The following is a 25,071-nucleotide window of genomic DNA, read 5'->3' on the forward strand; positions in this document are numbered from 1 at the left end:
TTAATGGTCTAAGGTTCTTTAAGTGAAGTGGTTGTAGGTCTATCTATCGCGCGCGAACTGCAGGCGCGCGGCAGACCTCAAGGCCTACAACGCAAAGTGACGTGTGAATGAGGAAGGCAAACTCGCGTGGAACAGCGAAATAAGCACGGTTTGACTCGCCGTATTGGCCTCGCCGGTGTACTGGGCCTAGCTGGCCTGGTTCTCTCCGGCTGTACTGTCGCCCCGCCGGAGAACGGTTTCTTTAACTTCTTGCGCATGGGCTGGCCGAAGGGCATCACCCCGGAGTCCAAGGAAATGGGCAACCTGTGGGTGTGGGTCTGGGTCGTCGCCTGGATCATCGGCATCATCATGTGGGTGCTGCTGTTTGTGAACATGGGTAGGTCTAGCGCCAAGAAGGCTGAGAAGCGCGGCGAGGACGAGTTCCCGCGCCAGACCGGCTACAACGTTCCGCTGGAGCTGGTTCTGACCACCCTGCCGGTTCTGATCGTCTGTGGCCTCTTCTTCTTCAACGTTCAGGCGCAGGACCGCGCAACGGCTCTGGACAAGGATCCGAAGGTCGTCGTCGACGTGACCGGCTACCAGTGGAACTGGAAGTTCGGCTACCGGGAGATCGCTGCAGAGCTGAACGGTGGCCAGGAGTACAAGGGTGTCGACGAGAAGGCACAGGCTCGCGCAGAGGAGTCCAAGAAGCCTGCGGAGAACCTGGACGAGCACGGCGACCAGATCCCGGGCCCGATCCACGGCAACTCCAAGGATGACCTCAGCTACCTGAACTACAACAAGATCGAGACCGTGGGCACCACTCAGGAGATCCCGGTTCTGGTCGTTCCGTCCGGCACCGCCATCGAGTTCGATCTGGCTTCCGCTGACGTTGTCCACTCCTTCTGGATCCCGGAGTTCCTGTTCAAGCGTGACGTGTTCCCGCACCCGAGCGAGAACCGTTCCGAGCGTCGCTTCCAGGTTGAGTCCATCGACGAGGAAGGCGCATACGTCGGCCGCTGTGCTGAAATGTGCGGTACCTACCACGCAATGATGAACTTCGAGCTGCGCGTCGTCTCCCCGGAGAAGTTCGAGCAGTACATCCAGTTCCGCAAGGACAACCCGGAGGCTCCGAACTCTGAGGCTCTGAAGGCCATCGGCGAGGAAGGCTACGCAACCTCCACCCACCCGTTCGAGTCCGACCGCACCGGCACCCGTACTCCGAACGAGAACTACAAGGACCGCAACGCCGCTTAGGAAGCGGAGCGCAAGGTTAATTAAGGAAGAGAGATAAGCAAATGAACTCTGGTGCAAAGCTTTTCTACGGCCTCGGTACCTTCTTCGTTGTGGTCACGGTGTTCTACTTCATCGTCACCTCCTCCGTGAAGGACGCGGGCAACGTGATGGGCGTTGAGTGGGCTGGTGGCACCGGCCTGGTCATGGCCACCCTGCTGGCCTTCATGCTCGGTGGTTACCTCCACCTGACCGCCTCCAAGACCGACATCGGCCCGGACGACTGGGAAGAGGCAGAGATCGAGGACGGCGCTGGCGTGCTGGGCTTCTTCTCCGCAAGCTCCATCTGGCCTTTCTGGATGACCGTCTCCATCGTCGTGATGGGCGCCGGCCTGGCCTGGTGGCACCTGTGGCTGGTTGCCTTCGGCGCGGTCATGCTGATCTGGGCAACCACGATGCTGAACCTGCAGTACGGCCTGCCGCCGGAGAAGCACTAAAACTTCACACTTCACTAGAAACTCCCCCTCCGCCAGTCTTTAGGACTGGGAACGGAGGGGGAGTTCTTTTTCTATTTGGTGACGCCCTCGGGCGCCACCTGGCTAGAACTCTTTGCCTACGATCTTTTCCATTTGCTTGAGGGCGGCACCGGATTCCAAAGCCTCGCGGGCGATTTGCACCTGCTCGCGCAGAGTCTCCTGGAAGCCCTTCTCCTCCCAGCCTCGCACGGCCGTCAGGGCGCCAGCGGCGTTGATCAAGACAGCATCCTTGATAGCGCCGGAGATCTCGCCCTTCATCAGGCGCACGGCCACGTCCGCGTTGTACTGTGCGTCGCCGCCGACCAGGCTGCCGTCCTCGTAGAAGTCGAGGCCGACGTTGCGAGGGTTAATGACCTCCTCGCCGGTGCGGCCGTTGGCGTCCACAGTAACGACCTCGGTAGGAGTGCACACAGAGATCTCGTCCATGCCATCCATGCCCCGCACCACGAGAACGCGGCTGCCTTGGCGGGCGAACGCGCCGCCCATGATGGGCATGAACTCCTTGAAAGCGCAGCCGATCAGGCCGAACTTCGGGTACGCGGGGTTGGTCATGGGGCCCAGCAGGTTGAAGATGGTGGGGGCGCCCAGCTGGCTGCGCACGGGGCCGGCGAAGCGCATCGCCGGGTGGTAAGTCTTTGCAAACATGAAGGCGAAGCCCGTCTCGTGCGCATCTTGGCGGATGGCCTCGGGGGAGCGCTCGATGTCCAAGCCCAGGGCCTCCAACATGTCTGCACCGCCGCACTTGGAGCTGGCGGCGCGGTTGCCGTGCTTAACCACCGGCACGCCCGCGGCGCTGACCACGAAGGAAGCCATGGTGGAAATGTTGACAGTGTGGTGGCCGTCGCCGCCCGTGCCCACGATGTCCACACAGTTGGGGACGTCCGAGAAGTCAACCGGGGTGGCGAAGCTCGTCATCGTCTCGGCGGCGGCGGCCAGCTCGGCGGCGGTGATGCCACGCACGCGGATGCCGAAGGCAAAGGCGGCGATCTGCGCGTCGGTAGCGTTGCCCTCCATGATCTCGTTCATCGCCCAGCGAACCTGAGCCTCGCTGAGCTCCTGGCCCTTGCCGAGTCGCCCGAGCAGGCCGGGCCAGGTGAAGTAGCTCGGCGGTAGCTGCTCGGGGCTAAGGCCGCTGGTTTCTGCGGGACGTGGGGTAGTGGGGGACATGGCTGCTTCGACGCACCTCTCTGTCAGGGACCTGTGCCGCGCATCGGCACAATGAAGTAGATGGTTGCAAATGGTTGCTGTACTAACCAGTCTATTAGGTGCGGAGGAGCTCGGAAGCCTTTGGGTAGTGACGCCCCTAGGGATCGGCTCCGAGAGATTGGCCGTCGGGGGAGTTCCCGGGGATACCGGGTGGCTAACCCCATAGTGGGGTGCTTGGTGTGTCAGCCCTTGACGAAAGTGGCATGTGACCTGTCGTTATGTGACTCGTCGGATACGGGGCTGGAAAAGTTCCCACTAACCCCTAACGGGGTTGGCTTTCAGGTTTATCCAAGGTTTCACCTGCGATTTTACAGATTGCTGCCAGAAAACCGCCGAAGTGAATCGACTATCGAGCTTTAAACGGCCATACTGTTATGCGTGACGAGCGCAGTTGAAAACCCAGGTATGGCAGCACCACAACGTGTTGCGACACTGAACCGACCCAACATGGTCAGTGTCGGCACGATTGTGTTCCTGTCTCAGGAATTGATGTTTTTCGCTGGCCTGTTCGCGATGTACTTCGTGTCCAAGGCCAACTCTGGCGGCAATTGGCCGTCTGAGCCCACCGAGCTGAACGTGCCCTTCGCGGCAACGATTACGGTCATCCTGATCAGTTCTTCGTTCACTGCTCAGTGGGGCGTCTTCGCAGCGGAGAGGGGTGACGTCTTCGCGCTACGCAAGTGGTACGCACTGTCCGCGCTGCTGGGAACTATCTTCCTCATCGGCCAGGGCTACGAGTATGTCCACTTGGTGCAGCACGGAACCACCATCCCCGGATCCGTCTACGGATCGGTCTTCTTCATCACGACAGGCTTCCACGGCGCGCACGTGCTCGCCGGTGTTATCGCCTTCCTCGTGGTGCTGCTGAGGACCGCGAAGTCGAAGTTCACCCCGGCACAGGCCACCGCCGCCGTCGTTGTGTCCTACTACTGGCACTTCGTCGACGTCGTGTGGATCGGCCTGTGGATCACCATTTACTTCATTCAGTAGGCCGGCCAGGTCGGTTCTTCTCCCCCAAGAAGAGAGTCGGCCTACAGCCCATCGCAATTCCATTGACTAACAAATAAGGGAACAAGATGGATATCAACTCCACCAACGCAACCACGGAGCAAGTCTCCAGTGGTTCGAAGGGCAGTGCCGCTAAGGCACGCCGCCGCCGGAAGGTCCGCAAGGCCTTCGCCGGCGCGTTGGCTTTGCTGTTCGCGCTCACGGGCGCGGGCTTCCTCGCCAACGCATTGACCCCCGATGCACAGAACGCCGTTGCAGAGCAGAGCGCGGAGGATCTGGCACAGCAGGGTAAGGAAATCTACGAAGTTGCTTGTATCACCTGCCACGGTGCAAACCTGCAGGGCGTGAAGGACCGCGGTCCTTCCCTGATCGGCGTCGGTGAGGGCTCCGTGTACTTCCAGGTGCACTCCGGCCGCATGCCGATGCTGCGCAACGAGGCGCAGGCAGGCCGTAAGCCTCCGCGTTACTCCGAGCAGCAGGCTCTGGCACTGGCCGCATACGTTAACGCTAACGGTGGCGGCCCGGGCATCGTCCGAGATGCTAACGGCGAGATCGCCATGGAGTCCCTGCGTGGCGCCAACAACAAGGATGGCAAGATCGACCCGGCCGACGTTGCCCGTGGTTCCGATCTGTTCCGTCTGAACTGTGCATCTTGCCACAACTTCACCGGTAAGGGTGGCGCACTGTCCAGTGGTAAGTACGCTCCGCCGCTGGCTCCGGCCAACGAGCAGGAGATCTACCAGGCCATGCTGACCGGCCCGCAGAACATGCCTAAGTTCTCCGATCGCCAGCTGACTGCTGACGAGAAGAAGGACATCATTGCCTACATCAAGTCGGCTGAGGAATCCCCGAACCCGGGTGGCTGGGGTCTGGGCGGTATCGGCCCGGTGACTGAAGGCATGGTCATGTGGTTTATCGGCATCGTGGTTCTCGTTGCCTTCGCTATGTGGATTGGATCGCGGTCATGAGTGAGAACAACAAGAAGTACAGCAACGAAGAGCTGTCGAAGATGAATAACGACGAGCTCGCCCGCCTGGGTACCGAGCTCGACGGCGTGACGGTTGCATACCGCAAGGAGCGCTTCCCGATCGCTAACGATCCCGCTGAGAAGCGTGCGAGCCGCAAGGTCACCATTCTGCTGGCCCTGTCGATTCTGTTCGGCATCGCTTTCATCGGTGTCTACCTGTTCTGGCCCTGGGAGCACAAGGGGCTGGAAGAGGACGGCCTGTGGCTCTACTCGGTCTACACCCCGCTGCTGGGCATCACGTCCGGCCTGAGCATCACCCTGCTCGGTGCGGCCATCGTTGCCTACACCAAGAACTTCGTTCCGGAAGAGATTTCGGTTCAGGCCCGTCACGACGGCCCGTCCGAGGAAGTTGACCGCCGTACCCTGGTCGCTCTGCTGAACGACTCCTGGAAGACTTCCACCCTGGGCCGCCGCCCGGTTATCGCCGGCCTGGCTGGCACCGGTGCGGTCCTGGCTGGTCTGGTTATCGCTCTGCCGCTGGGCGGCATCGTGAAGAACCCCTGGAAGGCCAAGGCAATGGGCATTCAGGGTGACGGTACCCTCTGGACCACCGGCTGGACGCTGGTGGAGCAGGGCGAGAAGGTCTACCTGGGTCGCGACACCGGCGCTATCGCCGAAGAGCACGACGGCCACTACAGCACCAAGGGCGTGTCTCGCCTGATCCGCATGCGCCCGGAGGATCTGGACGCAGCTTCCATGGAGACCGTCTTCCCGCTGACCGAGGACATGGTCAACGATGGCGACAAGTTCGACAAGGACCGCGACGTCTACGAGGAGCACATGCACTCCATCCACGGCTCGCGTAACGCAGTCATGCTGATCCGTCTGCGCCCGGAGGATGGCGACAAGGCTATCCTGCGCGAGGGCCAGGAGGACTTCCACTACGGCGACTACTTCGCCTACTCGAAGATCTGTACCCACATCGGTTGCCCTACGTCCCTGTATGAGCAGCAAACTAACCGCATCCTCTGCCCGTGCCACCAGTCCCAGTTCGACGCACTGCAGTACGGTAAGCCGATCTTCGGACCGGCAGCCCGCGCACTGCCCGAGTTGTCGATCTCGGTGGACGAAGAGGGATACATGTACGCCGACCGTAACTTCATCGAGCCTGTCGGCCCGGCATTCTGGGAGCGTCGTTCATGACCACTAAACAACAGAGCCGCGCTGCTAAAGCGGCCAACAACATCGACGAGCGGTACACTGCCTCCGGCCTGATCCGCCCGCAAATCAACAAGGTATTCCCGACTCACTGGTCCTTCATGCTCGGTGAGATCGCGCTGTACTCCTTCATCATCCTGATCCTGTCCGGTGTCTACCTGACGCTGTTCTTCGATCCGTCCATGTCGAAGGTGATCTACGACGGCGCTTACGCACCGCTCAACGGTGTGGAGATGTCCGCCGCTTACCACACCGCACTGGACATCTCGTTCGAGGTTCGCGGTGGCCTGTTCATCCGCCAGGTCCACCACTGGGCTGCACTGCTGTTCGCAGTGTCCATCATGGTTCACATGATGCGCATCTTCTTCACCGGTGCATTCCGCAAGCCGCGTGAGGCTAACTGGGTCATCGGTTGCGTCCTGCTGCTGCTGTCCGTCGCAGAGGGCTTCATGGGTTACTCCCTGCCGGACGACCTGCTCTCCGGTGTTGGTCTGCGCATTATGTCCGCCATCATCGTTGGTCTGCCGATCATCGGTACCTGGCTGCACTGGATCATGTTCGCTGGTGACTTCCCGGGTGAGATCATCATTCCTCGCCTGTACATCGCCCACGTGCTGCTGATCCCGGGTATCCTGCTGGCCCTGATCGCCGCTCACCTGGCACTGGTTTGGTACCAGAAGCACACACAGTTCCCCGGACCTGGTCGCACGGAGAACAACGTCGTCGGCGTTCGTATTCTGCCGGTCTTCGGTCTGAAGGCTGCTTCCTTTGGCCTGATCACCTTCGGTGTCGTCGCCCTGATGGCCGGCATCTTCCAGATCAACGCAATCTGGAACCTGGGCCCGTACAACCCGTCGCAGGTCTCCGCTGGTTCCCAGCCGGATATCTACATGCTGTGGACTGACGGTGCTGCACGTGTCATGCCAGCATGGGAGCTCTACCTCGGTAACTACACCATTCCGGCTGTGTTCTGGGTAGCTCTGCTGCTGGGCCTCCTGGTTGTGCTGCTGTTCGCTTACCCGTGGATCGAGCAGAAGATGACGGGCGATGACGCCCACCATAACCTGCTGCAGCGTCCGCGCGACGTGCCGGTTCGTACCGCACTGGGTGTCATGGCACTGGTCTTCTACGTGCTGCTGACCATCTCCGGTGGTAACGACCTGGTTGCACTGCACTTCACGATCTCGCTGAACCTGATGACCTGGGTTGGCCGTATTGGCCTGGTGCTGCTGCCGCCGCTGGCGTACTTCATCACCTACCACCTGTGCATCTCCCTGCAGCGCAACGACCGTGAGGTTCTGGAGCACGGTATCGAGACCGGTACCATCCGCCAGTTGCCTTCCGGTGGCTTCATCGAGGTTCACCAGCCGCTGGGCCCGGTCGACGAGCACGGCCACCCGATCCCGCTGGAGTACCAGGGTGCATACGTTCCGAAGACCATGAACGAGCTCGGCGCAGCCGGCCAGCCTGGTCGCGGTAGCTTCTTCACTCCGGATTCCCCGGAGATCGCGGAGAAGGCGGAGCACATCGAGAAGGCCAACCACGCGGAGCAGAAGGAAATGTTCGAGCGTCTGAACGAGGAGAACCGTCGCCGCCACGAGGAGCTCGACAAGTAGTCTCCGTTCGAGCTAACTCAACTGCTCTCACATAAGGCTCGAGAAAATCCCGTCCACCATCCGGTGGGCGGGATTTTTGCTGTTAGAAGTTAGGTAGCTGCCCGCAGCGCCCGGAAGGCTTTAGTGCGTCGACAGCGCCCGCAGGACGTCGTAGGTGGCTAGGGCGTCGCTCATTGCGCGGTGTAACGGGCGGTGGGGGACTTTAAGGTATGACGCCACGTTTCCCAGCCGATAGCGCCCCACCGACTCTCTAGGGATGAGCGCGCGGGAAGCCTCCGCTGTGCAAACCAGGCGCGGGGTGTATGGAGGGCTTACGGGGTCCGGGGCTAGGGCGACATCGCCCAGCTGGGCGCGGAGGATCTCGTGTTGGAGGAAGGAGAAGTCGAAGGAGACATTGTGCCCCACAAGGCGCGGAGCCTCCAGGCCCGGCGTATCCCGGAGGAAAGCCAGCAAGCCCGGCAGAATCTCGGCGAAGCTGGGCTTGTCGGCCAGCAGACCGTCGGAGATGCCCGTGAGGTCTGTGATTTCCTGAGGCACGTCGCGATGCGGGTTGAGCAGGGTTGTGAACTGATCCTGGAGTTCGCCGTCGCAGATGCGCAAGGCGGCGATCTCAATGATTCGCTCATCCTGCGGCCGTAGCCCCGTGGTTTCAATGTCGATGACGATGCAGTTTTCAAGGGTCTGCTGCAGGTCTAGGCGCAGCTTGCCGCTGTGCAGACCTGATGATTCATCTGGAGAGTGAGGCTGGGTAGGGGACACGGGGAGTAAGTCTAGCGGGCGGGTAGGGCAGCGGTGGCTGAAGTGGTGCGCCGCGGGGTCGTAGGGGCGTCAATAACAGGACAGAAACACGCCAGAAACGGCGTATGTGAGGAGGATCACATAAATGTGTTCCTTAAAAGTCCCTAAACGAGCTTCTTTGACAGTCGCTAGGGCCGCGTTCTCCAAATTCGCAGGTCAACGAATTATAAAGCTTTGGTAACTTTCACGTTCGCCTTTAGGGTTTAGAAAATCTCAGCTTCATAACAACGGCACGTCGGCGACTGAATCGCAGGATATTTGGTGAAGAGCTGGACACGGCTTGTGTTCATTTCGTAATCTTTTCGAGACCTTAAGGGTGAGCGACAAAGAGTTCACCGCACCGCGGTAGCGCACAGGAGCTACCGGGCGAGGGGAGAAGGAAGAGTTCCGAACCCCAGACAACGGATTGAAAGGTAATTGAGGACTTATATGGGCAAGCACAGCCTGAAGAAGAACAACGCACCCCGCAACGCAGCAATGATCGCCGCTGTCGGTGTGGGTGCCGCTGTACTGAACCCCGCTGCAGCCCAGGCTGCTCCGGTTACCCACACCCCGTCCGGCGTCACCGTTGACGTTCCGGACCACCTGCTGCCGACCATCAAGCCCTACTTCAAGCAGGCAAACCTGACCACCGGTGGCAACAACGCTCCGGCGCCTGCAGCTAAGCCGGCTGCTAAGAAGAAGCCTGCTGCTTCCTCCGTCGGCCAGCGCATCGCTAATATCGCGAAGTCCAAGGTTGGCGCTCCGTACTCCTGGGGCGCATCCGGCCCGAACGCTTTCGACTGCTCCGGCCTGACCTCCTGGGCTCACCGCCAGGTTGGCAAGAACATCCCGCGTACCTCCTCCGCACAGGCTAACGCAGGCAAGAAGGTCTCCCTGAACGCTCTGCAGCCGGGCGACGTCATCTCCTACTACGGCGGTGCTTCCCACGTTGCTATCTACATCGGCAACGGCAAGATCGTCCACGCACTGAACTCCTCCAACCCGGTGCGTATCGACAACCTGCACATGATGCCGGTTTACAACGCGGTGCGTTTCTAAATTTCTTAGTGACGCCCACCCGGCGTTTCGCCAGCTCGACAGATGTAATCGGGGCTGGTGTTACAGCTGGTGAGCATGTGATTAAGTGGGGCTGGAACCCGGTTGGGGCCAGTCCCACTTTTGCCCTTTCTTGTGGCAGAATGTCTATCGTTATCAAACGTTGATAAACGTTGCCTGGCCGTTCGGCGGCCTAGATTAGTTGAGAATTAAAGAAAGTCCAGTCGTGAACGTGTTGTCTTCCTCTTCCCGTGATCGCCTCGTCGGCACCCGCACCGTCGCTAAGGCTGCCACCGCGGCTCTGCTAACCCTCGCCGTTGGCGCCTCCCTCCCGCAGGCCGCGGCGGATCCGCAGCAGGAACAGCAGCAGGGCAACCCGCAGCAGCGTGAAGAGAAGAAGGACGACGAGAAGGCTGAGCAGAAGCGCGCCGACGAGATCCGCCGCCTGCTGGACGCGCCGATCCCGGAGGACGTGGACGGCCTGCTGGCTCACGTGGACAAGATCTCCGGCTTCGCCTCCGAGACCTCCGACGAGGTCGAGCAGCTGAAGATCGACATCGACCAGGCACAGGGGAACCTGGACAAGGCCAACAAGTCCGCCGAAGATGCGCAGAAGAAGGCCGACAAGCTCAACATCGACGTAGAGGCTTCCCGCAAGAACGTCTCCGGCGTGTCCAAGGCCATGTACCGTGGCGCAACCGTGGATCCCGTCTCCGCCTTCGTTGGCTCGCAGGGGCCGCAGGCAGCCGTTGAGCGTTCCTCCTACCTGGCATCCATCGGCGACAAGCGTGCAGAGACCGTTACCGCCCTGACCCGACAGCTCAAGGAAGCCGCCAGCGAGAAGAACAAGGCCAGCCGTTCCAAGGCCACCGCCGACTTCCAGCTGCGCACTCTGAACGACCGTAAGAAGGACCTGGAAGAGCGCAACGATCAGCTGGATGCTCTGAAGGACAAGGTCATGAAGGCCGTCGACGGCTTGAGCCCGGAGGATCGTCGCCGCTGGGTCGACCGCAATGGCCCGATCGACGTGGACGTGGAGCAGTTCCTCGGCGACCTGAAGAAGAAGGCCGGCTCCGACGGTCCGGTGAACGCCACCGGCGTGGTTGCGGCCGCCCTGTCCAAGCTGGGCGCTCCGTACTCCTGGGGCGCCACCGGTCCGGACGCCTTTGACTGCTCCGGCCTGATGTTCTGGGCATACCAGCAGGAGGGCAAGTCCATTCCGCGTACCTCCTCCGCTCAAATCGCGGGCGGTCAGTCGGTCTCCATCAACGACCTCCAGCCGGGCGACATCGTCGGCTACTACCCGGGCGTGACCCACGTCGGCATGTACATTGGCGACGGCAAGATCGTCCACGCCTCCGACTACGGCATCCCTGTCCAGGTTGTTCCGGTGGACTCCATGCCGATCCAGGGCGCGGCGCGCTACTAGGCCGCCTGTCTGCACCGGCGCGTGCGGTAGCATCCTTGCGTATGCCAAAGGAAGACCAGCCCCAAGAAAACCGGCAGAGCCACCCGCGCGTCCTCGTCGTAACTAACGACTTCCCGCCGACCCTCGGCGGAATTCAGACCTACGTGCGCGACTACCTCTCCACACTGAACCCGGAGAACGTCGTTGTCTTCGCCTCCACGCAAAACACAGAGGACGCGCGCGCCTTCGACGCGCAGCAGCCCTACCAGGTGGTGCGCTGGCCGCGCAGCGTGATGCTGCCCACCCCGGCCACCGCGCGGAAGATGCAGCAGCTGATCCGCGAGCACAACATCCACACCGTCTGGTTCGGCGCCGCCGCGCCGCTGGCGCTGATGGCGAAGGCCGCACGTGCGGCGGGCGCTCGGCGCGTGGTCGCCTCCACGCACGGCCACGAGGTCGGCTGGTCGATGTTCCCGGGCTCCCGCCAGGTGCTGCGGCGCATCGGCAACACAGTGGACTGCCTGACTTACGTGTCCCACTACGCCCGCAACCGCATGGCCGCCGCGTTCGGCCCCACTGTTGCCTGGGAACCCATGCCCGGCGGGGTGAACACCGACCTGTTCCGCCCGGATCCTGACATGCGGAACACCCTGCGCGCCCGCTATGGCTTGGAGGACAAGAAGGTCGTCGTCGCCGTTTCCCGCCTGGTTCCGCGCAAAGGCCAGGACACGCTGGTAAGAGCCATGCCCGCCATCCTGCGCGAGCACCCGGATGCGCACCTGCTAATCGTCGGACCCGGCACGTACCGCGGGAAGTTGGAGAAATTGGCGCGTCGGCTGGGCGTCCTAAAGAACACAACCTTTACTGGCGCCGTCGATGTAGAGGAGCTACCGGGCCATTTCGTGGCCGGCGACGTGTTTGCGTTGCCGGTGCGCACGCAGCTGGGTGGGTTGTCGGTGGAAGGCCTCGGCATCGTGTTCCTGGAGGCGCAGGCCGCCGGCGTGGCCACTGTCGCCGGCAATGGCGGCGGTGCACCCGAGACGGTGATCGACGGGGAGACCGGGCTGGTCGTGGACTCTCGAAACTTGGACGACGTTGCGGGGCGTATCTCTTCTTTGCTTGGTGACGCCCCCACGCGCCAGCGCCTATCGACCGCAGCGAGGGAGTACGTGACGGGGAAGTGGACCTGGGAAGTCCTTGGCCACCAGTGCCGTGCGGTGATGGCCGGAACCGGCGGCATTCCGCCGCGCCACAGCTTCGCCTGATACGCATGCGGCCCGGGGGATGGCGGCGGCAGAATTTCTATGCGCTGCCCGGCTGGCTAGAATGAGGGGGTTAATCGGTACAGAAGAAGCTAGAGAGGGTGGAACGCCTAGTGACTGGGACCCTAACCGTGGGCGTGGACATCGGTGGCACGAACCTGCGCGCCGCCGTAGTGGACGCGGACGGGCAGATCCTGGACATCGAGAAGCTGCCCACTCCCTCTAACGTGTACGCGCTGGAAACCGCGCTGGTGCATGCCATCGGCTGCCTGCAACGCCGCAACGAGGGGATCGTGGCGGTGGGTCTGGCCGTGGCGGGGTTCATTAACTCCCAGCGCGATACGGTCCGCTTCGCCCCGCACCTGCCGTGGCGCAACGCGAAGGTCACCGAGCGACTGAGCGCGAAGCTGGGGCTGCCGGTGGAGCTGGAGCACGACGCAAACTCGGCCGCGCTGGGGGAGTACTACCTGGGGGCAGCGCAGAACGCGGGGACGTGGGTCCTGTTCGCACTGGGTACCGGCATCGGTGGTGCCGTGATGGTGGACGGGGAGATCTACCGCGGAGCTTTCGGCACCGCCCCGGAGTTTGGGCACCTGACCGTCATGCCCGGCGGGCGGGCGTGCCCCTGCGGCAAGCAGGGCTGCCTGGAGCGCTACTGTTCCGGCTCGGCGCTGGCGCTGACGGCGCAGGATCTGATTGCAACCGGCCGCTACCCGGATTCGGCCATCACCCGCGAGTTTGCGCAGCACCCGGAGGAGATTTCCGGCCGGGCGATCGTGCGCCTGGCCCGGGAGGGTGATCCGTTGGCTCGCGCCGCCATCGAGGACATGGGGCTGTGGCTGGGGCGCGGCCTGTCTCTGGTGCAGGACGTGCTGGACCCGGAGCTGATTGTGATCGGCGGGGGAGTCAGCTCCGACGCGGACCTGTTCCTGGACCAGGCGGAATCGATGATGAACTACAGCATCGTCGGCGCAGGCCACCGCCCGGTAGCAGAGGTGAAAACCGCGCAGCTAGGTGGCGATGCCGGTATGATCGGCGTGGCGCTGCTGGCGCGCAAGCAGCTTGAGCGTGGCGCTGAATAGGGAAGCCATCAAGGGACGGTAAGTTTTAGAACATGCAGAACAAGGCGTATTGGTTTTTCAAGTACATCCTCATCGGCCCGTGGCTGCGCGTGTACAATCGCCCCTTCACCAAGGGGTTGGATAAGCTGCCGAAGGAGGGGGCGGGCATCCTGGCCTCCAACCACCTGGCGGTAATGGACTCGTTTTATTTGCCACTGGTATCCAAGCGCCAGCTGACCTTCTTGGCTAAGAAGGAGTACTTCACCACCCCAGGCCTGGTCGGTGGCATCCAGAAGTTCTTCTTCAGCTCTGTCGGCCAGGTGCCGATCGACCGCGAGGATAAGGAATCCCAAAACGCCGCCATGGGCACCGCCCTGAAGGTGCTGGAGCGCGGGGATTTGCTGGGCATGTACCCGGAGGGCACCCGCTCCCCGGATGGGCGCCTATACCGCGGCAAGACCGGCCTGGCCCGCATCGCCCTGGAATCCGGCCAGAAGGTCTACCCGGTGGCCATGATCAACACGAACAAGGCCAACCCGATCGGCACCTGGATCCCGCGCCCGGCCCGCTGTGGGGTGTACGTCGGCGCCCCGATCGACCCGGATGATTTCCGCGATGCCGGCGACGATTACGCGCAGGCCAGGGCTCTGACCGACGCGATTATGGAGGCTCTCCACGAGCTGTCCGGCCAGGAGTACGTCAAGGACTTTTACGCCGCCGACGTGAAGAAGTCTCTCGAGGCCGGTAAGGGCTACCCGCCGGGCTCCGAACCCCGCAGCTAGCTATTCAGTAGCTGCTAGATAGCTACTCGGTAGCTACTCGGTAGGGCTTTCACCAGGCGTTTGCGCCCCTCATTGGTTTGACTTCACAGGCGTGAACCTGATTCTGTTATAAGAATTATGGCAACTAAAGCGAGAGTCGAATGGGCTGATGCAGCCAAGGGTTTGTCCATCATTGGCGTGTGCATCATGCACGTCGTCACCGGTGTTCCCGGTGGCCAGGACACGGGACTCGGCCATTTCTCTAGTTTCTTCGACCCACTGCGGATGCCGCTGTTCTTCCTGGTCTCCGGGCTCTTCGCGCACCGCATCCTAGAACGTTCTTTCGCTGACCTGTGGTACCGCCGACTGTGGTTCCTGCTGGTGCCCTACCTGGTCTTCAACCCGTTCCACGCGCTAACGCGCATGAGCATCGACAACAACTTCTCCTGGTTCGGCCTGGTCAAAGCTATGGTGCTGGGCAACGTGGGTCTCTGGTTCCTCTACGCCTTGATGCTCTACAACATCTTCGCCTGGACGCTGCGCAAGCAGCCACCGTGGCTGGCGATCCTGGTCTCCTGCATCCCGCTGGTCGTCGGAGCCTTCCTGGGCGGCGGAGAGGACATCTTCTTCCGCCAGGTGCTGACGTACGCCCCGATGTTCTTCATCGGCCTACACTGCCGTGACTTCTTCTTCCGCCTCGCCCGAGAGGCCTTCCGCCCCTGGGTGGTTATTGGCAGCGCGGCACTGTTCTTCGGCTCCGAGTTCTTGTCGCGCGCGCTGTCCAAGACGATCTTTAGCGAGTGGACGCCCACGGTTGCGGCCCAGACCCTGGGTACGGGCTTCGTGAGCTCCCTGGCTGCCTTGCCGTTTGCCATTGTGGTTGCCGTCTGGATCTGCGCCATCCCGTACGTCAACCGCCTGTTCCTGTTCGTCGGCCGCAATACCCTGCAGGTCTACGTCTTCCACCCCTTGGGCCTGTTCCTGCTGGGCGGAATTGCAGGCTCACTGGCCGAGGCGCACCCGGAAACCCTGTCCTTCCTGGGCACCGTGGCCGGTCAGCTGTGGTGGGGCATTGGCGCCTGCGTGGTGGCCTCCGCAATCGGCTATGCGATCGGCAAGACTCCCTACCTGGGCTGGGTACTGTTCCCGCCGGCACTGCGGCGTCCACAAGAAAAGCAGCAACAATCTCGCAACAGTGCACCCGCAGGCGGCGACCGAGCCCCATCGGCCTAGCGCGGGTCAAAGGGATCTAAACTGGACAATCGTGCGCTACTTCTACGACACAGAATTCATCGAAGACGGCTCCACGATCGACCTGATCTCCATCGGCGTGGTGGCGGAGGACGGCCGCGAGTTCTACGCGGTCTCCACCGAATTCAACGAACACCGGGCGGGGCAGTGGGTGAAGAAGAACGTGCTGCCACTGCTGCCGCCGCGCTCCGACAAGGCGTGGATGGATCGCGCGACGCTGCGCACTAAGCTGCACGAATTCCTGGTGCCCGAGCGTGCTGGCCGCGGGCGCACTAAGCCCAGTGACCGGCCCGAACTGTGGGCCTGGGTGGGCGCCTACGACCACGTTGCCTTGGCTCAGCTGTGGGGCGACATGACGGGCCTGCCCTCCGACCTGCCGCGCTTTACCCACGAGCTCAAGCAACTGTGGGAGATGGCCGGGCGCCCGCGGCTACCCGAGAGCCCGAGCAACGCGCACGACGCGCTGGCGGACGCCCGCTTCAACGTGGTGAAGTACCGCCTGTCCATGGAGGCCCTGCAGTCCTAATCGCGCCGTCGGGGCTTCAGCGCAAGGGCCGCAGCCGTGGCGCCCCGCGCAGCTGAAAGGGACCTAAATGGCAATGAAACAGGCCACATACAGTATGATCTGCCTATGGCTTGGACTATTGATGCACCGTTAGATGAACTCCCCGATCTGCCGCCGCTGCCCGCGGACATGGCGGAGAAATTAGAAGACGCGCTGTCCCGCGACGCGAAGCAGCAGCCCAGCTGGGATCCGGACCACGCGGGTCGCGTGCGCAAGATCCTGGAATCCGTGCCGCCGATCGTGGTGGCCCCGGAAGTTAAGAAGCTGAAGAAGCAGCTGGCAGACGTGGCCTTGGGCAAGGCCTTCCTGCTGCAGGGCGGCGACTGCGCCGAAACCTTCGAGACGAACACTGAGCCGCACCTGCGCGGCAACGTTAAGACCCTGCTGCAGATGGCGGTCGTGCTGACCTACGGCGCCTCCACCCCTGTGGTGAAGATGGGCCGCATCGCCGGCCAGTACGCGAAGCCGCGCTCCGCGGACCGCGACTCCAACGGTCTGCTGAACTACCGTGGCGACCTGGTCAACGGCGTGGAGGCCACCGAGGAAGCCCGCGCCCACGACCCGTCCCGCATGGTGCGCGCCTACGCAAACTCCTCCGCGGCGATGAACCTGGTGCGTGCGCTGACCAACTCCGGCACCGCCGACCTGTACAAGCTGCACGAGTGGAACCGCGAGTTCGTGACGAACTCCCCGGCGGGTGCCCGCTACGAGGCCCTGGCCACCGAGATCGACCGCGGCCTGGAATTCATGTCCGCCTGCGGTGTGACCTCCGAGAGCCTGCGTTCCGCGGACATCTTCGCCTCCCACGAGGCGCTGGTGCTGGATTACGAGCGCGCAATGCTGCGCCTGGCCCACGACGAAGAGGGCAACGACGCGCTGTACAACCTGTCCGCACACCAGGTGTGGATCGGCGAGCGCACCCGCGGCCTGGACGACGCGCACATCCGCTTCGCCTCCCTGATCGCCAACCCGGTGGGCGTGAAGATCGGCCCGACGACCACCCCGGAGGAGGCCGTCGGCTACGTCCGCCAGCTGGACCCGAACAACACCCCGGGGCGCCTGACCTTGATCACCCGCATGGGCTACGACAAGATCCGCACGGCATTGCCGCCCATTGTCGAGGCAGTGGAGGCCACCGGCCACAAGGTCATCTGGCAGTGCGACCCGATGCACGGCAACACCTACACCTCCAACAACGGTTACAAGACCCGCGACTTCGACCGCATCATCGACGAGGTTCAGGGCTTCTTCGAGGTGCACCGCAAGATCGGCTCGCACCCGGGCGGCATCCACGTGGAGCTGACCGGCGAGGACGTCACCGAGGTAGTCGGCGGCGGCCAGTCCATCACGGACCTGGATCTGCCGGAGCGCTACGCCACCACCGTGGACCCGCGCCTGAACACCCAGCAGTCGCTGGAGCTGGCGTTCCTGGTTGCGGAGATGCTGCGCAACTAAAGCGCTAAGCGCCCGGGCGCCGGTATCAGCCCCGGGGCGTGCCCAAGCCAGCACCCGGCCTGCGTGCACGCGCCGGCCGCGCGCGAGCTTTTAGACCGTGGTCAGCGTGACCACGGCACCGCGGTGGCTACGAGAGCTGGGGCCGGGGGATTGACCCAGAACCAAGCCGTTGGGATCCCCCTTGATCTCCACCTCGAAGCCCGCGTCTTCCAGCTTCTCCCGAGCCCTTTCCCCAGTGAGGCCCAGAACCCACGGCACGCGCTGGGATGTGGACTCGCGGATCTCCACGTCCGTGTTCTTCGATGGATCCAAGAGTTCCCCTGCGCCAGGCGATTGCTCTGCCACGTCGCCGGAATCCTCGGAAGAGTCCTCCACGGGAGCGCCATCGACCGGGTTGAGGCCGGCCTCCCGCAGAGCCTTACGGGCGTCATCAACAGAAAGACCCTTAACGTCCGGCACCTCGATCGCGTTCGAGAGCACCAGAGTCACCTCCGATCCGGACTCGACCTCCGCGCCCTCCTTCGGGTCGGTGCGGATGGCCTGGCCGGCGGGGACGTCCTTGTTGAACTCCTCGGTTTCCTCCGCGACCTGCAGCCCGGCTTTCTCCAGGGTCTTCTTCGCGCGGTCGCGCTCCTGGCCCTTCACGCCAGGCACGGTGACGGGGCGCTTGCCCTTGCTCATGCGTACCTCGACGGTGGAGCCGGTGTTCACCTCGGTTCCGGCGGCGGGTTGAACCTCCGCGACGTGGCCTTTTGCGATTTTGTCGGAGTAGACGTCGTCGCCCTTCTTCACCTTGAGAGTGCGGTCGGTGAGCTTATTCGTGTAGTACTGCAGGCTCGAGTTGGTGCCCGGGTCCGGCACTGTCGGCTTGCCGAGGGAAAGCAGCACCGCCACCTCGGAGCCCCGCACGGCCTTCTGTCCCTTGGCGGGATCGGTGCCCATGACGGTGTTCTTCTCCGCCTGGTTGTCGTAGCGCTCGTCCAAGGTGGAGCTGAAGCCGGCTTCTTCGACGGTGGCCTGCGCGGTAGCTTGATCCATGCCGATGACAGTCGGGATCTCGCCGTAGCGGCCCGTGGTGAACCACCATCCGCCCAGAGCCATGCCAATGACCAGTGCGATGAGGAGGACGATCCAGAAGACCGTCGCCACCGGGGACTTGTTGCTGAGCTTCGGCACCTGCCGTGCTGGCCCCGGGCGGTGCGGTGCGTGACGGTTTTGCGCGTGCGGCGCCGGGTTATGTGACGCAGGGCCATGCTGTGCATACGGCGCGTGCGGCTGGTGTTGCGTGCGCGTCGGGTTGGTGTGCGGGGCGTTGGCGTTGTGGGGGAGCAGCCCCTCGCCCGGTTCGCCCGGCCGCTCCGCGTACCCCGGCCGGCCTTCCGGCTGGAACTGCGTGACGGCAGTGTGGTGCGTCCCCGGCCGGGCGCGATCCTCCTGGGGCAGGACGACCGCGCGGGTGGACATGGATTCGTCGTCCCACGGGGTGCGCTCGCCGAAGTCGGTTCCCGCCAGTGCGCTCCGCACGGCGGACTCGGTGGGGGCGGGCACCTGGAAATCAGGCACGTCGAGGTCCTCGGCGGCCTGCTCCACGGCTTCCAGGAACTCGGCGCCGTCCACGAAGCGTTGCGTGGGGTCGCGGTGGCAAGCGCGCAAGACCAGCTCGTCGATCTCCGGCGGGATGTCGGGCATCAGCGTGCTGGGGGCGGGGACGGGGCGGTTGATGCGCGCCATGGCTGTCTCGATGGGCGTGCCGCCCTTGAACGGCGTGCGCCCGGTGAGTAGCTCGAACAGCAGGATGCCGGCGGAGTACACGTCGCTGGCTTGGGTCAGATTCTCGCCGCGCACCTGCTCCGGGGAGAGGTAGCCGACGGTGCCGATGACCTGCCCGTTGACGGATGTGGTGGCGTTGGTGGGGTCGCCCATCGCCTTGTTGATGGCGCGCACCAGCCCGAAGTCCGCGAGCTTGACCTGGTTCCGGTCGCTGATCAGCACGTTGTCCGGCTTGATGTCGCGGTGGATCATGCCCTTGGCATGGGCGATCGATAGCGCGGTGAGCACCGGCCGCATCACGGCGATGGCGGCGTGGGGCGGCATGGGGCCGCGCTCTTTCAGCAGTTCGCGGAGCGATCCGCCTTCGACCAGCTCCATCACCAGGAAGACGTAGTCGTCGTCCACGCCCTGGTCGAAGACATTCACGAGCGACGGGTCGCTGAGCTTCGCCACCGCGCGGGCCTCGCGCTCGAAGCGGGTGCGGAAGGCGGGTTCGCGGGCGAGCGTCGGATCCATCACCTTGACCGCCACTTCACGGTCCAGGCGCGTGTCGATGGCTGCATAGACTGTGGACATGCCACCGCGGGCGATCTGGGCGCCGATGCGGTAGCGCCACTCCAGCAGGTCTCCGGGGTGTAGCTCGCTCACGTCTAGTTTCAGCCTCGTTTTCTAGCGGTTGTCTAGCGGTTTTTCGGTCTAAGCGTGGGGTTACAAGAGATGTTCTTGTGTGTAGTTGTGCTCAGTGTTACGGAATTATTCTAGTGGTACTCGTATCATTATACGTTTAGCCTGGTGCGCGCCCTACTCGTTTCCTATTGACTCTTATTGACGCCCACGCGCTACAGTGGCCACCGTGAGTAAAGAAAACAAGCACGCAGAAGATCACGGCACCTTTACACGCTCTGGCGCACGCCCTGGCCAGGAGGGTCAGGGGCGCGTGCTCGCGGAGCCAGTGAACGGCGTTCCCGCTGGTGAAGAGGTTCTGACCCTACCAGAAGTCGCGGAGCGAATGAACTTGGTCGTCACCAAGGTCATGGACATGCTGGGCAAGAAGCAGCTGCTGGCAGTCGAGATCGACCGCGTGCGGCACGTTCCCGCCCGCTTCCTGGACGAGGACGGGCAGCTGAACCGCTTCGTCCCCGGGGCGATCGCCCTGTTGAGCGACGGCGGCTACTCCGACGCGGAGATTCTGGATTACCTCTTTACTGAGGACGACTCTCTGCCGGGGCGCCCGGTGGACGCTCTGCACGGCCACCTTGCCCGCGAGGTGATGCGTCGGGCGCAAGCGATGGCAATTCTATAGCCCACTGTGTCTGCTGCTGGCTCTGCTTAGCCTGCTGCTGACTCTGCTTAGCCTGCGGCTGGCGACGGGGTGGGAATTCCAGACAGGCCTGTACCACCCAGGCGAAAATCGCCGCGAAGGCGAGCACCCACCACAGTGCGTACAAGCGGTTGTTGCCGCCGCCGTCGAACATGAAGGTCACCCACATGCAGAACACGCTGGTGAGGTAGATGACCATGCGCGATTGGCTGGCCAGCACCACCAGCGCCAGGGGCGCGGTGTAGTACCACGGCAGCGTCACCGTGTTGAGCACGCAGGTGATCGCATAGGCGACGGCCATGCCGGTAAACGCTGTGCGCTCGTCGTGGCGGAACAGCCACCAGGTGGCGACCAGGCCGAGGAGCATCAGGGCGCTACTGACCGGGCGGATCGCATCCACCAACACGTTGAAAGTCAGGTCGTCGTTGATGCGCGACAGTACTGGCTCCAATGAGGAGGCGATAAAGGACGGCAGAGCCAGGGGGTTGATGACCTTGGAGTTGCCGGTGACCTCCGTGACCCAGCCCCACGTCTGGTTGGTCAGGATGGTCACGAGCGCCAGCATGCCAACGCATGCCAGCACGCTGACCAGCCCCGCCCACACCAGCGTGCCGAAGCGGCGCCACGTATCTGCAAGGCGCAGCCAGCGGGCCTTACCCGCGGAGTAGGGCAGTGCCCCTGCCACCCGGGCGACCAGAATCCACACGACGAACGGCAGGGCGATAAACGCCGTGGCCTTCAGGGCAGTCGCCACACCGATCAGCGCCGATGCGGCCAGGGCACCATGAACCGGCTGCAGCTTCACCGCGCACAGGCAGCCGAGAAGCACCAAAGCCATCATCATGTTCTCGGTGTGCATGCCACCGATCAGGTGCAGCACGCTCAGCGGGTTAAACACACCCAGCCAGACGGCCACGTCCGGCCGGATGCCCAGATGCGTAGCGAGCTTCGCTACTGCCCAGGCCATCACCAGCACGGACGCGATGGAGAGCAACTTGAAGGCGAAAATGCCGGCGGTGATGTTATCGCCGGTGACGGAAGTGATGGCCTGGCCCACTCCCATGTGCAGCGGGCCGTAGGGCGTGGTGGTGTTGCGCCAGTCGGCGCTGACCTCGAACAGCAGGGGGCCGGGGTTGGCCGCCGCGCCGACCTCGTAGGCGTTGAAGCCATCGCGGGCCAGCGTGCCCTGCATGAGGTAGGAGTAAATGTCCCGCGACATTAGTGGCCCGGCCAGCACCAATGGGCCGATCCAGGCGGCGATGGCAGAGCGGCGCAGCGGCTCACCACGCACGAGGATGTGCCGCCCGACGATGATCCAACTGAGCACCATCGCCGCCAAGGCGAACCACATCACGACCGTCACCATGCCTGCGGCATGGCCGAAGGTAAAGGAGCTCAGGCCGATGACCTGCATGATGCCACCGCGCGAGCGCACGGCACCGACGCTGTGGGAGGTGATCGTCAAAACGATGCTGCCGATAAGCCCCATCCAGACGGCGCGGCTGTAGCCCACCGACTGCAGCCAGGAACGAGCCTTGTCCACAAAGCCCTCCGCAGCCGCCGTCACAACACACCACCGCCGGTGATGCGGCGGGCGGCCAGAGCGCCGGAGAGGATGACAGTAGGCACACCCACGCCCGGTGTGGTCGAAGAACCGGCGAGCACCAAGTTATCCACACCGAACGCGCGGGCATTACGAGGCCGGAAGGGGCCAGTCTGGGTAAAGGAATGCGCCAACGCGAACGGACTGCCCGCGCCGAAACCGTGGTCGTCCTGCCACGAGGCCGGGGTATCCACCCGGGCGGCGCGGAAGTGCTCGGCAATGCCCGAGTAGCCGCGGGCCTCCAACACCCCCAGGAGCTCCTGGACGTACGGATCCGTGACGTTCTCCCAGTCGATATCCGCCGAACGCAGGTTCGGCGCCGGGGCGAGGATGCTCAGCGGTTCGTAGGCGCCCGTGCCAGTGCACGTACTCACGCCCGCGCGGGGAGACGTGGCGTCACCCTCAACAACACCGCCGAAGGTACGGCCGGCAACGGTGCGCGCCGGGCGAGTAAGCAGCAACGACGGGTCGCTCATTAGCTTGCCGCGACCGTGCGGGGCGGTGATCTCGCGGAAGGTTTCGTCCCATGCCTCGCCGAAGCTGATGGTGTGGTGGCGCTGCGACTCCCACTGGCCGGAGACTTCCGTCGGAATGCTGCCGTGAATCACCACGGCAGAAGGGGACCAGCGCAGCGGGGCGACCTTGCGCCACATGCGGCGGGCGAAGGAGCGGGAGATCAGCGCGCTTTCCCGGCCGGAACGGGTGAGCAGCTCGCCCACCACCGGCAGGTCCGGGGTGGCCACGACTGCGTCGCAGTCGATGTATTCGCCGGAGCTGGTGCGCACGCCCGTGATGAGGTTCTCCGAGAAGTCCACGTGCTCGACTGCGTCCGAGGTGATGATGCGTCCGCCGGCGGCCCGCAGCGCCGCGGCCATGACCTCCGGCACTTCGCTCATGGAAAAGCCTGGGTAGAACACGCCCATGGAGGTATCCATGTGTGAAATGACGGTGTAGACCGCACGCGCATTCTTCGGCGCCACGCCCGCGTACAGCGCCTGGAAGGTAAACAACCGCTGTAGCTCTGCGTCGGGGATGTGCCGTGCCGCGGCCTTGCCGAGGCTGCCGAAGGCGCCGAGGGAGCCGAGGTGGCTAAGGTCGGACGCCGCAGCGGGCGTGGACAGCAAATCCAGCGCACCGTCGAAGTCGGCGGCTAGGAAGTTCTCGAAGCTGGCGCTGAAGACATTCTGCGACCATTCGCGGTGAGCCAGATAACCGGCGGCCAGCTCGTCTGTGGCGGTGCGATCCAGACCCTTGGAATCCGCGAAGCGGCGGATCTCCGCCACCATCGCATCGCGGTCGGCGAAGACTTCGGCGTGGCGGCCGCTGGCGAACTGCGCGTGATAGGCCGGGGCCAGGCGCTGGGGTGCCCACGGGCGCTCCAGGCCCAGCTGCTCGGCGGCGGTCTCGGAACGCAAGTCGATGCCCACGGAGGCCACGGCGGATTCGATGAGGCCGGGCATCGTCAGCACGGTGGCACCGGTGTCGGCCACGAAGTCCCCGTGTGCGCTGGTCAGCTGCTCGCTACGGCAGCGGCCGCCCACGGCGTTGGCGGCCTCGATGACGGTGACCTCGCGCCCCGCGGAACGCAACCGCAGGGCAGCGGAGAGCCCTGCCAGCCCGGCGCCGATCACGACCACGCGCTCGCCGTTGCCGGGCAGGCGCTTGCGCATCGTGGGGCGCGTCATGGGAACCAAGGGGCTGGGCAGGCTCAGGTGACGGCGACCGTCGGCAGAGCGGGTGGATAGCTTCATTTAAAACCTCCGGTGCGTTAGTTCTTCCGCCAGCTGGGTCAGCTCCGCAGTGATGTCGGCACCCAAACCACCCGCGCGCAGGGACTCGATGGCCCGCTGCGTGCGCGCCTCGATCAGCTTCTCCACTTCGGCCTGCGCGCCGGTGTCGTAGATGATGTCGCGGAGGCGTTCGATGTCCGTCTCCGCGGACTCCTCGCCCTTGCCCAGCCCCTCGCGGAGGGCCGCGACCTGGGATTCGTCGCCCCGCTGCAATGCCTCGTTGATGAGGGTGGTGCGCTTGCCGGTGCGCAGATCGTCGCCGGAGGGCTTGCCGGTGACCTCCGGGTCGCCGAAAACTCCCAGCTGATCGTCGCGCAGCTGGAAGGCCTCACCGATGTCCTGGCCCACATTGCGGAGCATGGTCTGAGTCTGTTCGTTGGCGCCCGCCAGTGCGGCGCCGATGTGCAGCGGGCGGGCGACGGTGTAGGAGGCCGTCTTGTACTTGATCACGGCAAAGGAATCCGCAACGTCTTCGCTGCCGTTGGCTTCCAGGGCAATGTCCAGGATCTGGCCCCCGATCACCTCGGTGCGCATTGCCCGCCAGGCCGGGCGTGCCCGCTGCAGCGCGGTGGTGCTCAGCCCCGAGCCGTTGTACAGGTCGTCCGCCCAGGCAAAGGCGAGGTCGCCGATGAGAATTGCCTGGCTGATCCCGTAGTGCTCGGAGGAACCCAGCCAGCCGCGTTCGTGGTGCTTCGATTCAAAGGTGCGGTGGGCGGTGGGGAAGCCGCGCCGGGTATCGGAGCGGTCGATGATGTCGTCGTGGATGAGGGCGCAGGCCTGGATGAACTCGAAGGCGGACAGCGCATTCAAGATGGCGCCCTGGTCGATACCCGCAGCCGGCGATGAACCGCCACCGCCTTCGAGCGCCGCGCGGATGCCTGCCCAGGCGAAAGTCGGGCGGACGCGCTTGCCGCCGTTGACGATGAAGTCGCGCAGCACCGTGATGGCGCCGCCGACGAGGGGACCGATGTGGGAGAACTCCTCCTGGGAGCGGTTCAGGTACTCCTTTAGTTGGGCATCGACGGCGGACGGAACTGCGGACAGTGGGGAATCGAGGCGCCAGGGGTGCGCGGCCAGCTCATCGGTACTCATGGCTCTCTATTCTAAGGGCTCGCGCGACAAGTGCGAACAACGGTAGTGCTGGGGTGACGCCACCGTGGCGGGCGGGCGGAACGGGTGAGCGAACGGACAGGCCGCGGGGGTGATCGCGCGCAGGGAAAATGCC

At 63.8% G+C, this 25,071-nt stretch carries 21 protein-coding genes; 15 read left to right on the forward strand and 6 right to left on the reverse strand.

Going from position 1 to position 25,071, the window contains the following annotated elements:
* The first annotated feature begins 126 nt into the window (after positions 1-126).
* Positions 127-1,236 (forward strand): aa3-type cytochrome oxidase subunit II, encoded by a 1,110-nt coding sequence (ctaC, locus tag L8V00_RS07195; protein WP_070488946.1) that lies wholly within the window; start codon positions 127-129, stop codon positions 1,234-1,236.
* A 41-nt stretch (positions 1,237-1,277) separates the two neighbouring features.
* Positions 1,278-1,709 carry an aa3-type cytochrome oxidase subunit IV gene (gene ctaF, locus L8V00_RS07200; RefSeq protein WP_034986467.1) on the forward strand — a complete coding sequence of 144 codons (432 nt, stop codon included), beginning with the start codon at positions 1,278-1,280 and terminating at the stop codon, positions 1,707-1,709.
* A gap of 102 nt (positions 1,710-1,811) precedes the next feature.
* On the opposite strand, the gene trpD is transcribed toward ctaF, so the two are convergent.
* Positions 1,812-2,915, reverse strand: coding sequence for an anthranilate phosphoribosyltransferase (gene trpD / locus L8V00_RS07205; protein WP_034986469.1), 1,104 nt, complete (start codon positions 2,913-2,915; stop codon positions 1,812-1,814).
* A gap of 417 nt (positions 2,916-3,332) precedes the next feature.
* On the opposite strand from trpD, the gene ctaE reads away from it, so the two are divergent.
* From ctaE to qcrB, 4 genes are all read left to right on the forward strand, one after another.
* Entirely contained in the window at positions 3,333-3,944 is a 612-nt protein-coding gene (gene ctaE, locus L8V00_RS07210) for an aa3-type cytochrome oxidase subunit III (RefSeq protein WP_034965190.1), read from the forward strand.
* 86 nt (positions 3,945-4,030) lie between these two features.
* Positions 4,031-4,930 carry a cytochrome bc1 complex diheme cytochrome c subunit gene (qcrC, locus tag L8V00_RS07215; RefSeq protein WP_049049544.1) on the forward strand — a complete coding sequence of 300 codons (900 nt, stop codon included), beginning with the start codon at positions 4,031-4,033 and terminating at the stop codon, positions 4,928-4,930.
* The gene (qcrA, locus tag L8V00_RS07220) at positions 4,927-6,132 is read left to right on the forward strand and encodes a cytochrome bc1 complex Rieske iron-sulfur subunit (RefSeq protein ID WP_269944627.1); all 1,206 of its coding nucleotides are present in this window, start codon (positions 4,927-4,929) and stop codon (positions 6,130-6,132) included. Before qcrC ends, qcrA begins: the two co-directional genes overlap by 4 nt.
* Positions 6,129-7,763 carry a cytochrome bc1 complex cytochrome b subunit gene (qcrB, locus tag L8V00_RS07225; RefSeq protein WP_049049543.1) on the forward strand — a complete coding sequence of 545 codons (1,635 nt, stop codon included), beginning with the start codon at positions 6,129-6,131 and terminating at the stop codon, positions 7,761-7,763. The genes qcrA and qcrB overlap by 4 nt, the downstream gene beginning before the upstream one ends.
* Before the next feature lie 120 nt (positions 7,764-7,883).
* Here the strand turns inward: qcrB and L8V00_RS07230 are convergent, their stop codons facing one another.
* The gene (locus L8V00_RS07230; RefSeq protein ID WP_237744758.1) at positions 7,884-8,522 is read right to left on the reverse strand and encodes a 3'-5' exonuclease; all 639 of its coding nucleotides are present in this window, start codon (positions 8,520-8,522) and stop codon (positions 7,884-7,886) included.
* A gap of 468 nt (positions 8,523-8,990) precedes the next feature.
* On the opposite strand from L8V00_RS07230, the gene L8V00_RS07235 reads away from it, so the two are divergent.
* The 8 genes from L8V00_RS07235 to L8V00_RS07270 all read left to right on the forward strand — a co-directional run bounded on the left by L8V00_RS07235 (position 8,991) and on the right by L8V00_RS07270 (position 17,362).
* Positions 8,991-9,602 carry a C40 family peptidase gene (locus L8V00_RS07235; RefSeq protein WP_034986477.1) on the forward strand — a complete coding sequence of 204 codons (612 nt, stop codon included), beginning with the start codon at positions 8,991-8,993 and terminating at the stop codon, positions 9,600-9,602.
* A gap of 223 nt (positions 9,603-9,825) precedes the next feature.
* Entirely contained in the window at positions 9,826-11,028 is a 1,203-nt protein-coding gene (locus tag L8V00_RS07240; RefSeq protein ID WP_034986480.1) for an NlpC/P60 family protein, read from the forward strand.
* 41 nt (positions 11,029-11,069) lie between these two features.
* A complete protein-coding gene (locus L8V00_RS07245; RefSeq protein WP_269944628.1) occupies positions 11,070-12,272 on the forward strand; it encodes a glycosyltransferase family 4 protein in 1,203 nt (400 codons plus the stop codon).
* A gap of 110 nt (positions 12,273-12,382) precedes the next feature.
* Entirely contained in the window at positions 12,383-13,351 is a 969-nt protein-coding gene (locus L8V00_RS07250; RefSeq protein ID WP_034986484.1) for an ROK family protein, read from the forward strand.
* A gap of 32 nt (positions 13,352-13,383) precedes the next feature.
* Positions 13,384-14,112 (forward strand): lysophospholipid acyltransferase family protein, encoded by a 729-nt coding sequence (locus L8V00_RS07255; protein ID WP_269944629.1) that lies wholly within the window; start codon positions 13,384-13,386, stop codon positions 14,110-14,112.
* 117 nt (positions 14,113-14,229) lie between these two features.
* Positions 14,230-15,324 (forward strand): acyltransferase family protein, encoded by a 1,095-nt coding sequence (locus L8V00_RS07260; protein WP_269944630.1) that lies wholly within the window; start codon positions 14,230-14,232, stop codon positions 15,322-15,324.
* A 31-nt stretch (positions 15,325-15,355) separates the two neighbouring features.
* Complete coding sequence (locus L8V00_RS07265) at positions 15,356-15,868, forward strand: polyadenylate-specific 3'-exoribonuclease AS (protein WP_034986490.1); 513 nt, start codon at positions 15,356-15,358, stop codon at positions 15,866-15,868.
* Between the two features lie 105 nt (positions 15,869-15,973).
* The gene (locus L8V00_RS07270; RefSeq protein WP_035005483.1) at positions 15,974-17,362 is read left to right on the forward strand and encodes a class II 3-deoxy-7-phosphoheptulonate synthase; all 1,389 of its coding nucleotides are present in this window, start codon (positions 15,974-15,976) and stop codon (positions 17,360-17,362) included.
* A gap of 90 nt (positions 17,363-17,452) precedes the next feature.
* Here L8V00_RS07270 and L8V00_RS07275 read toward each other — a convergent pair whose 3' ends face one another.
* Positions 17,453-19,780, reverse strand: coding sequence for a PASTA domain-containing protein (locus L8V00_RS07275; RefSeq protein WP_269944631.1), 2,328 nt, complete (start codon positions 19,778-19,780; stop codon positions 17,453-17,455).
* Between the two features lie 289 nt (positions 19,781-20,069).
* Between L8V00_RS07275 and L8V00_RS07280 the strand changes: the two genes are divergently transcribed.
* Positions 20,070-20,435 carry an Rv2175c family DNA-binding protein gene (locus L8V00_RS07280; protein WP_049049577.1) on the forward strand — a complete coding sequence of 122 codons (366 nt, stop codon included), beginning with the start codon at positions 20,070-20,072 and terminating at the stop codon, positions 20,433-20,435.
* On the opposite strand, the gene L8V00_RS07285 is transcribed toward L8V00_RS07280, so the two are convergent.
* Genes L8V00_RS07285 through L8V00_RS07295 form a run of 3 tightly spaced genes read right to left on the reverse strand, consistent with a single transcriptional unit; the run spans position 20,335 to position 24,938 of the window.
* Positions 20,335-22,020, reverse strand: a complete 1,686-nt coding sequence (locus tag L8V00_RS07285; RefSeq protein WP_269944632.1) for an alpha-(1->6)-mannopyranosyltransferase A — start codon at positions 22,018-22,020, stop codon at positions 20,335-20,337. The two genes, L8V00_RS07280 and L8V00_RS07285, sit on opposite strands and share 101 nt — an antisense overlap.
* Positions 22,017-23,807 carry a phytoene desaturase family protein gene (gene crtI, locus L8V00_RS07290; RefSeq protein ID WP_269944633.1) on the reverse strand — a complete coding sequence of 597 codons (1,791 nt, stop codon included), beginning with the start codon at positions 23,805-23,807 and terminating at the stop codon, positions 22,017-22,019. The genes L8V00_RS07285 and crtI overlap by 4 nt, the downstream gene beginning before the upstream one ends.
* Complete coding sequence (locus tag L8V00_RS07295; protein WP_269944634.1) at positions 23,808-24,938, reverse strand: polyprenyl synthetase family protein; 1,131 nt, start codon at positions 24,936-24,938, stop codon at positions 23,808-23,810.
* Positions 24,939-25,071: the final 133 nt, after the last annotated feature.

The sequence above is a fragment of the Corynebacterium evansiae genome (genome assembly GCF_027570065.1).
Lineage (GTDB): Bacteria > Actinomycetota > Actinomycetes > Mycobacteriales > Mycobacteriaceae > Corynebacterium > Corynebacterium evansiae.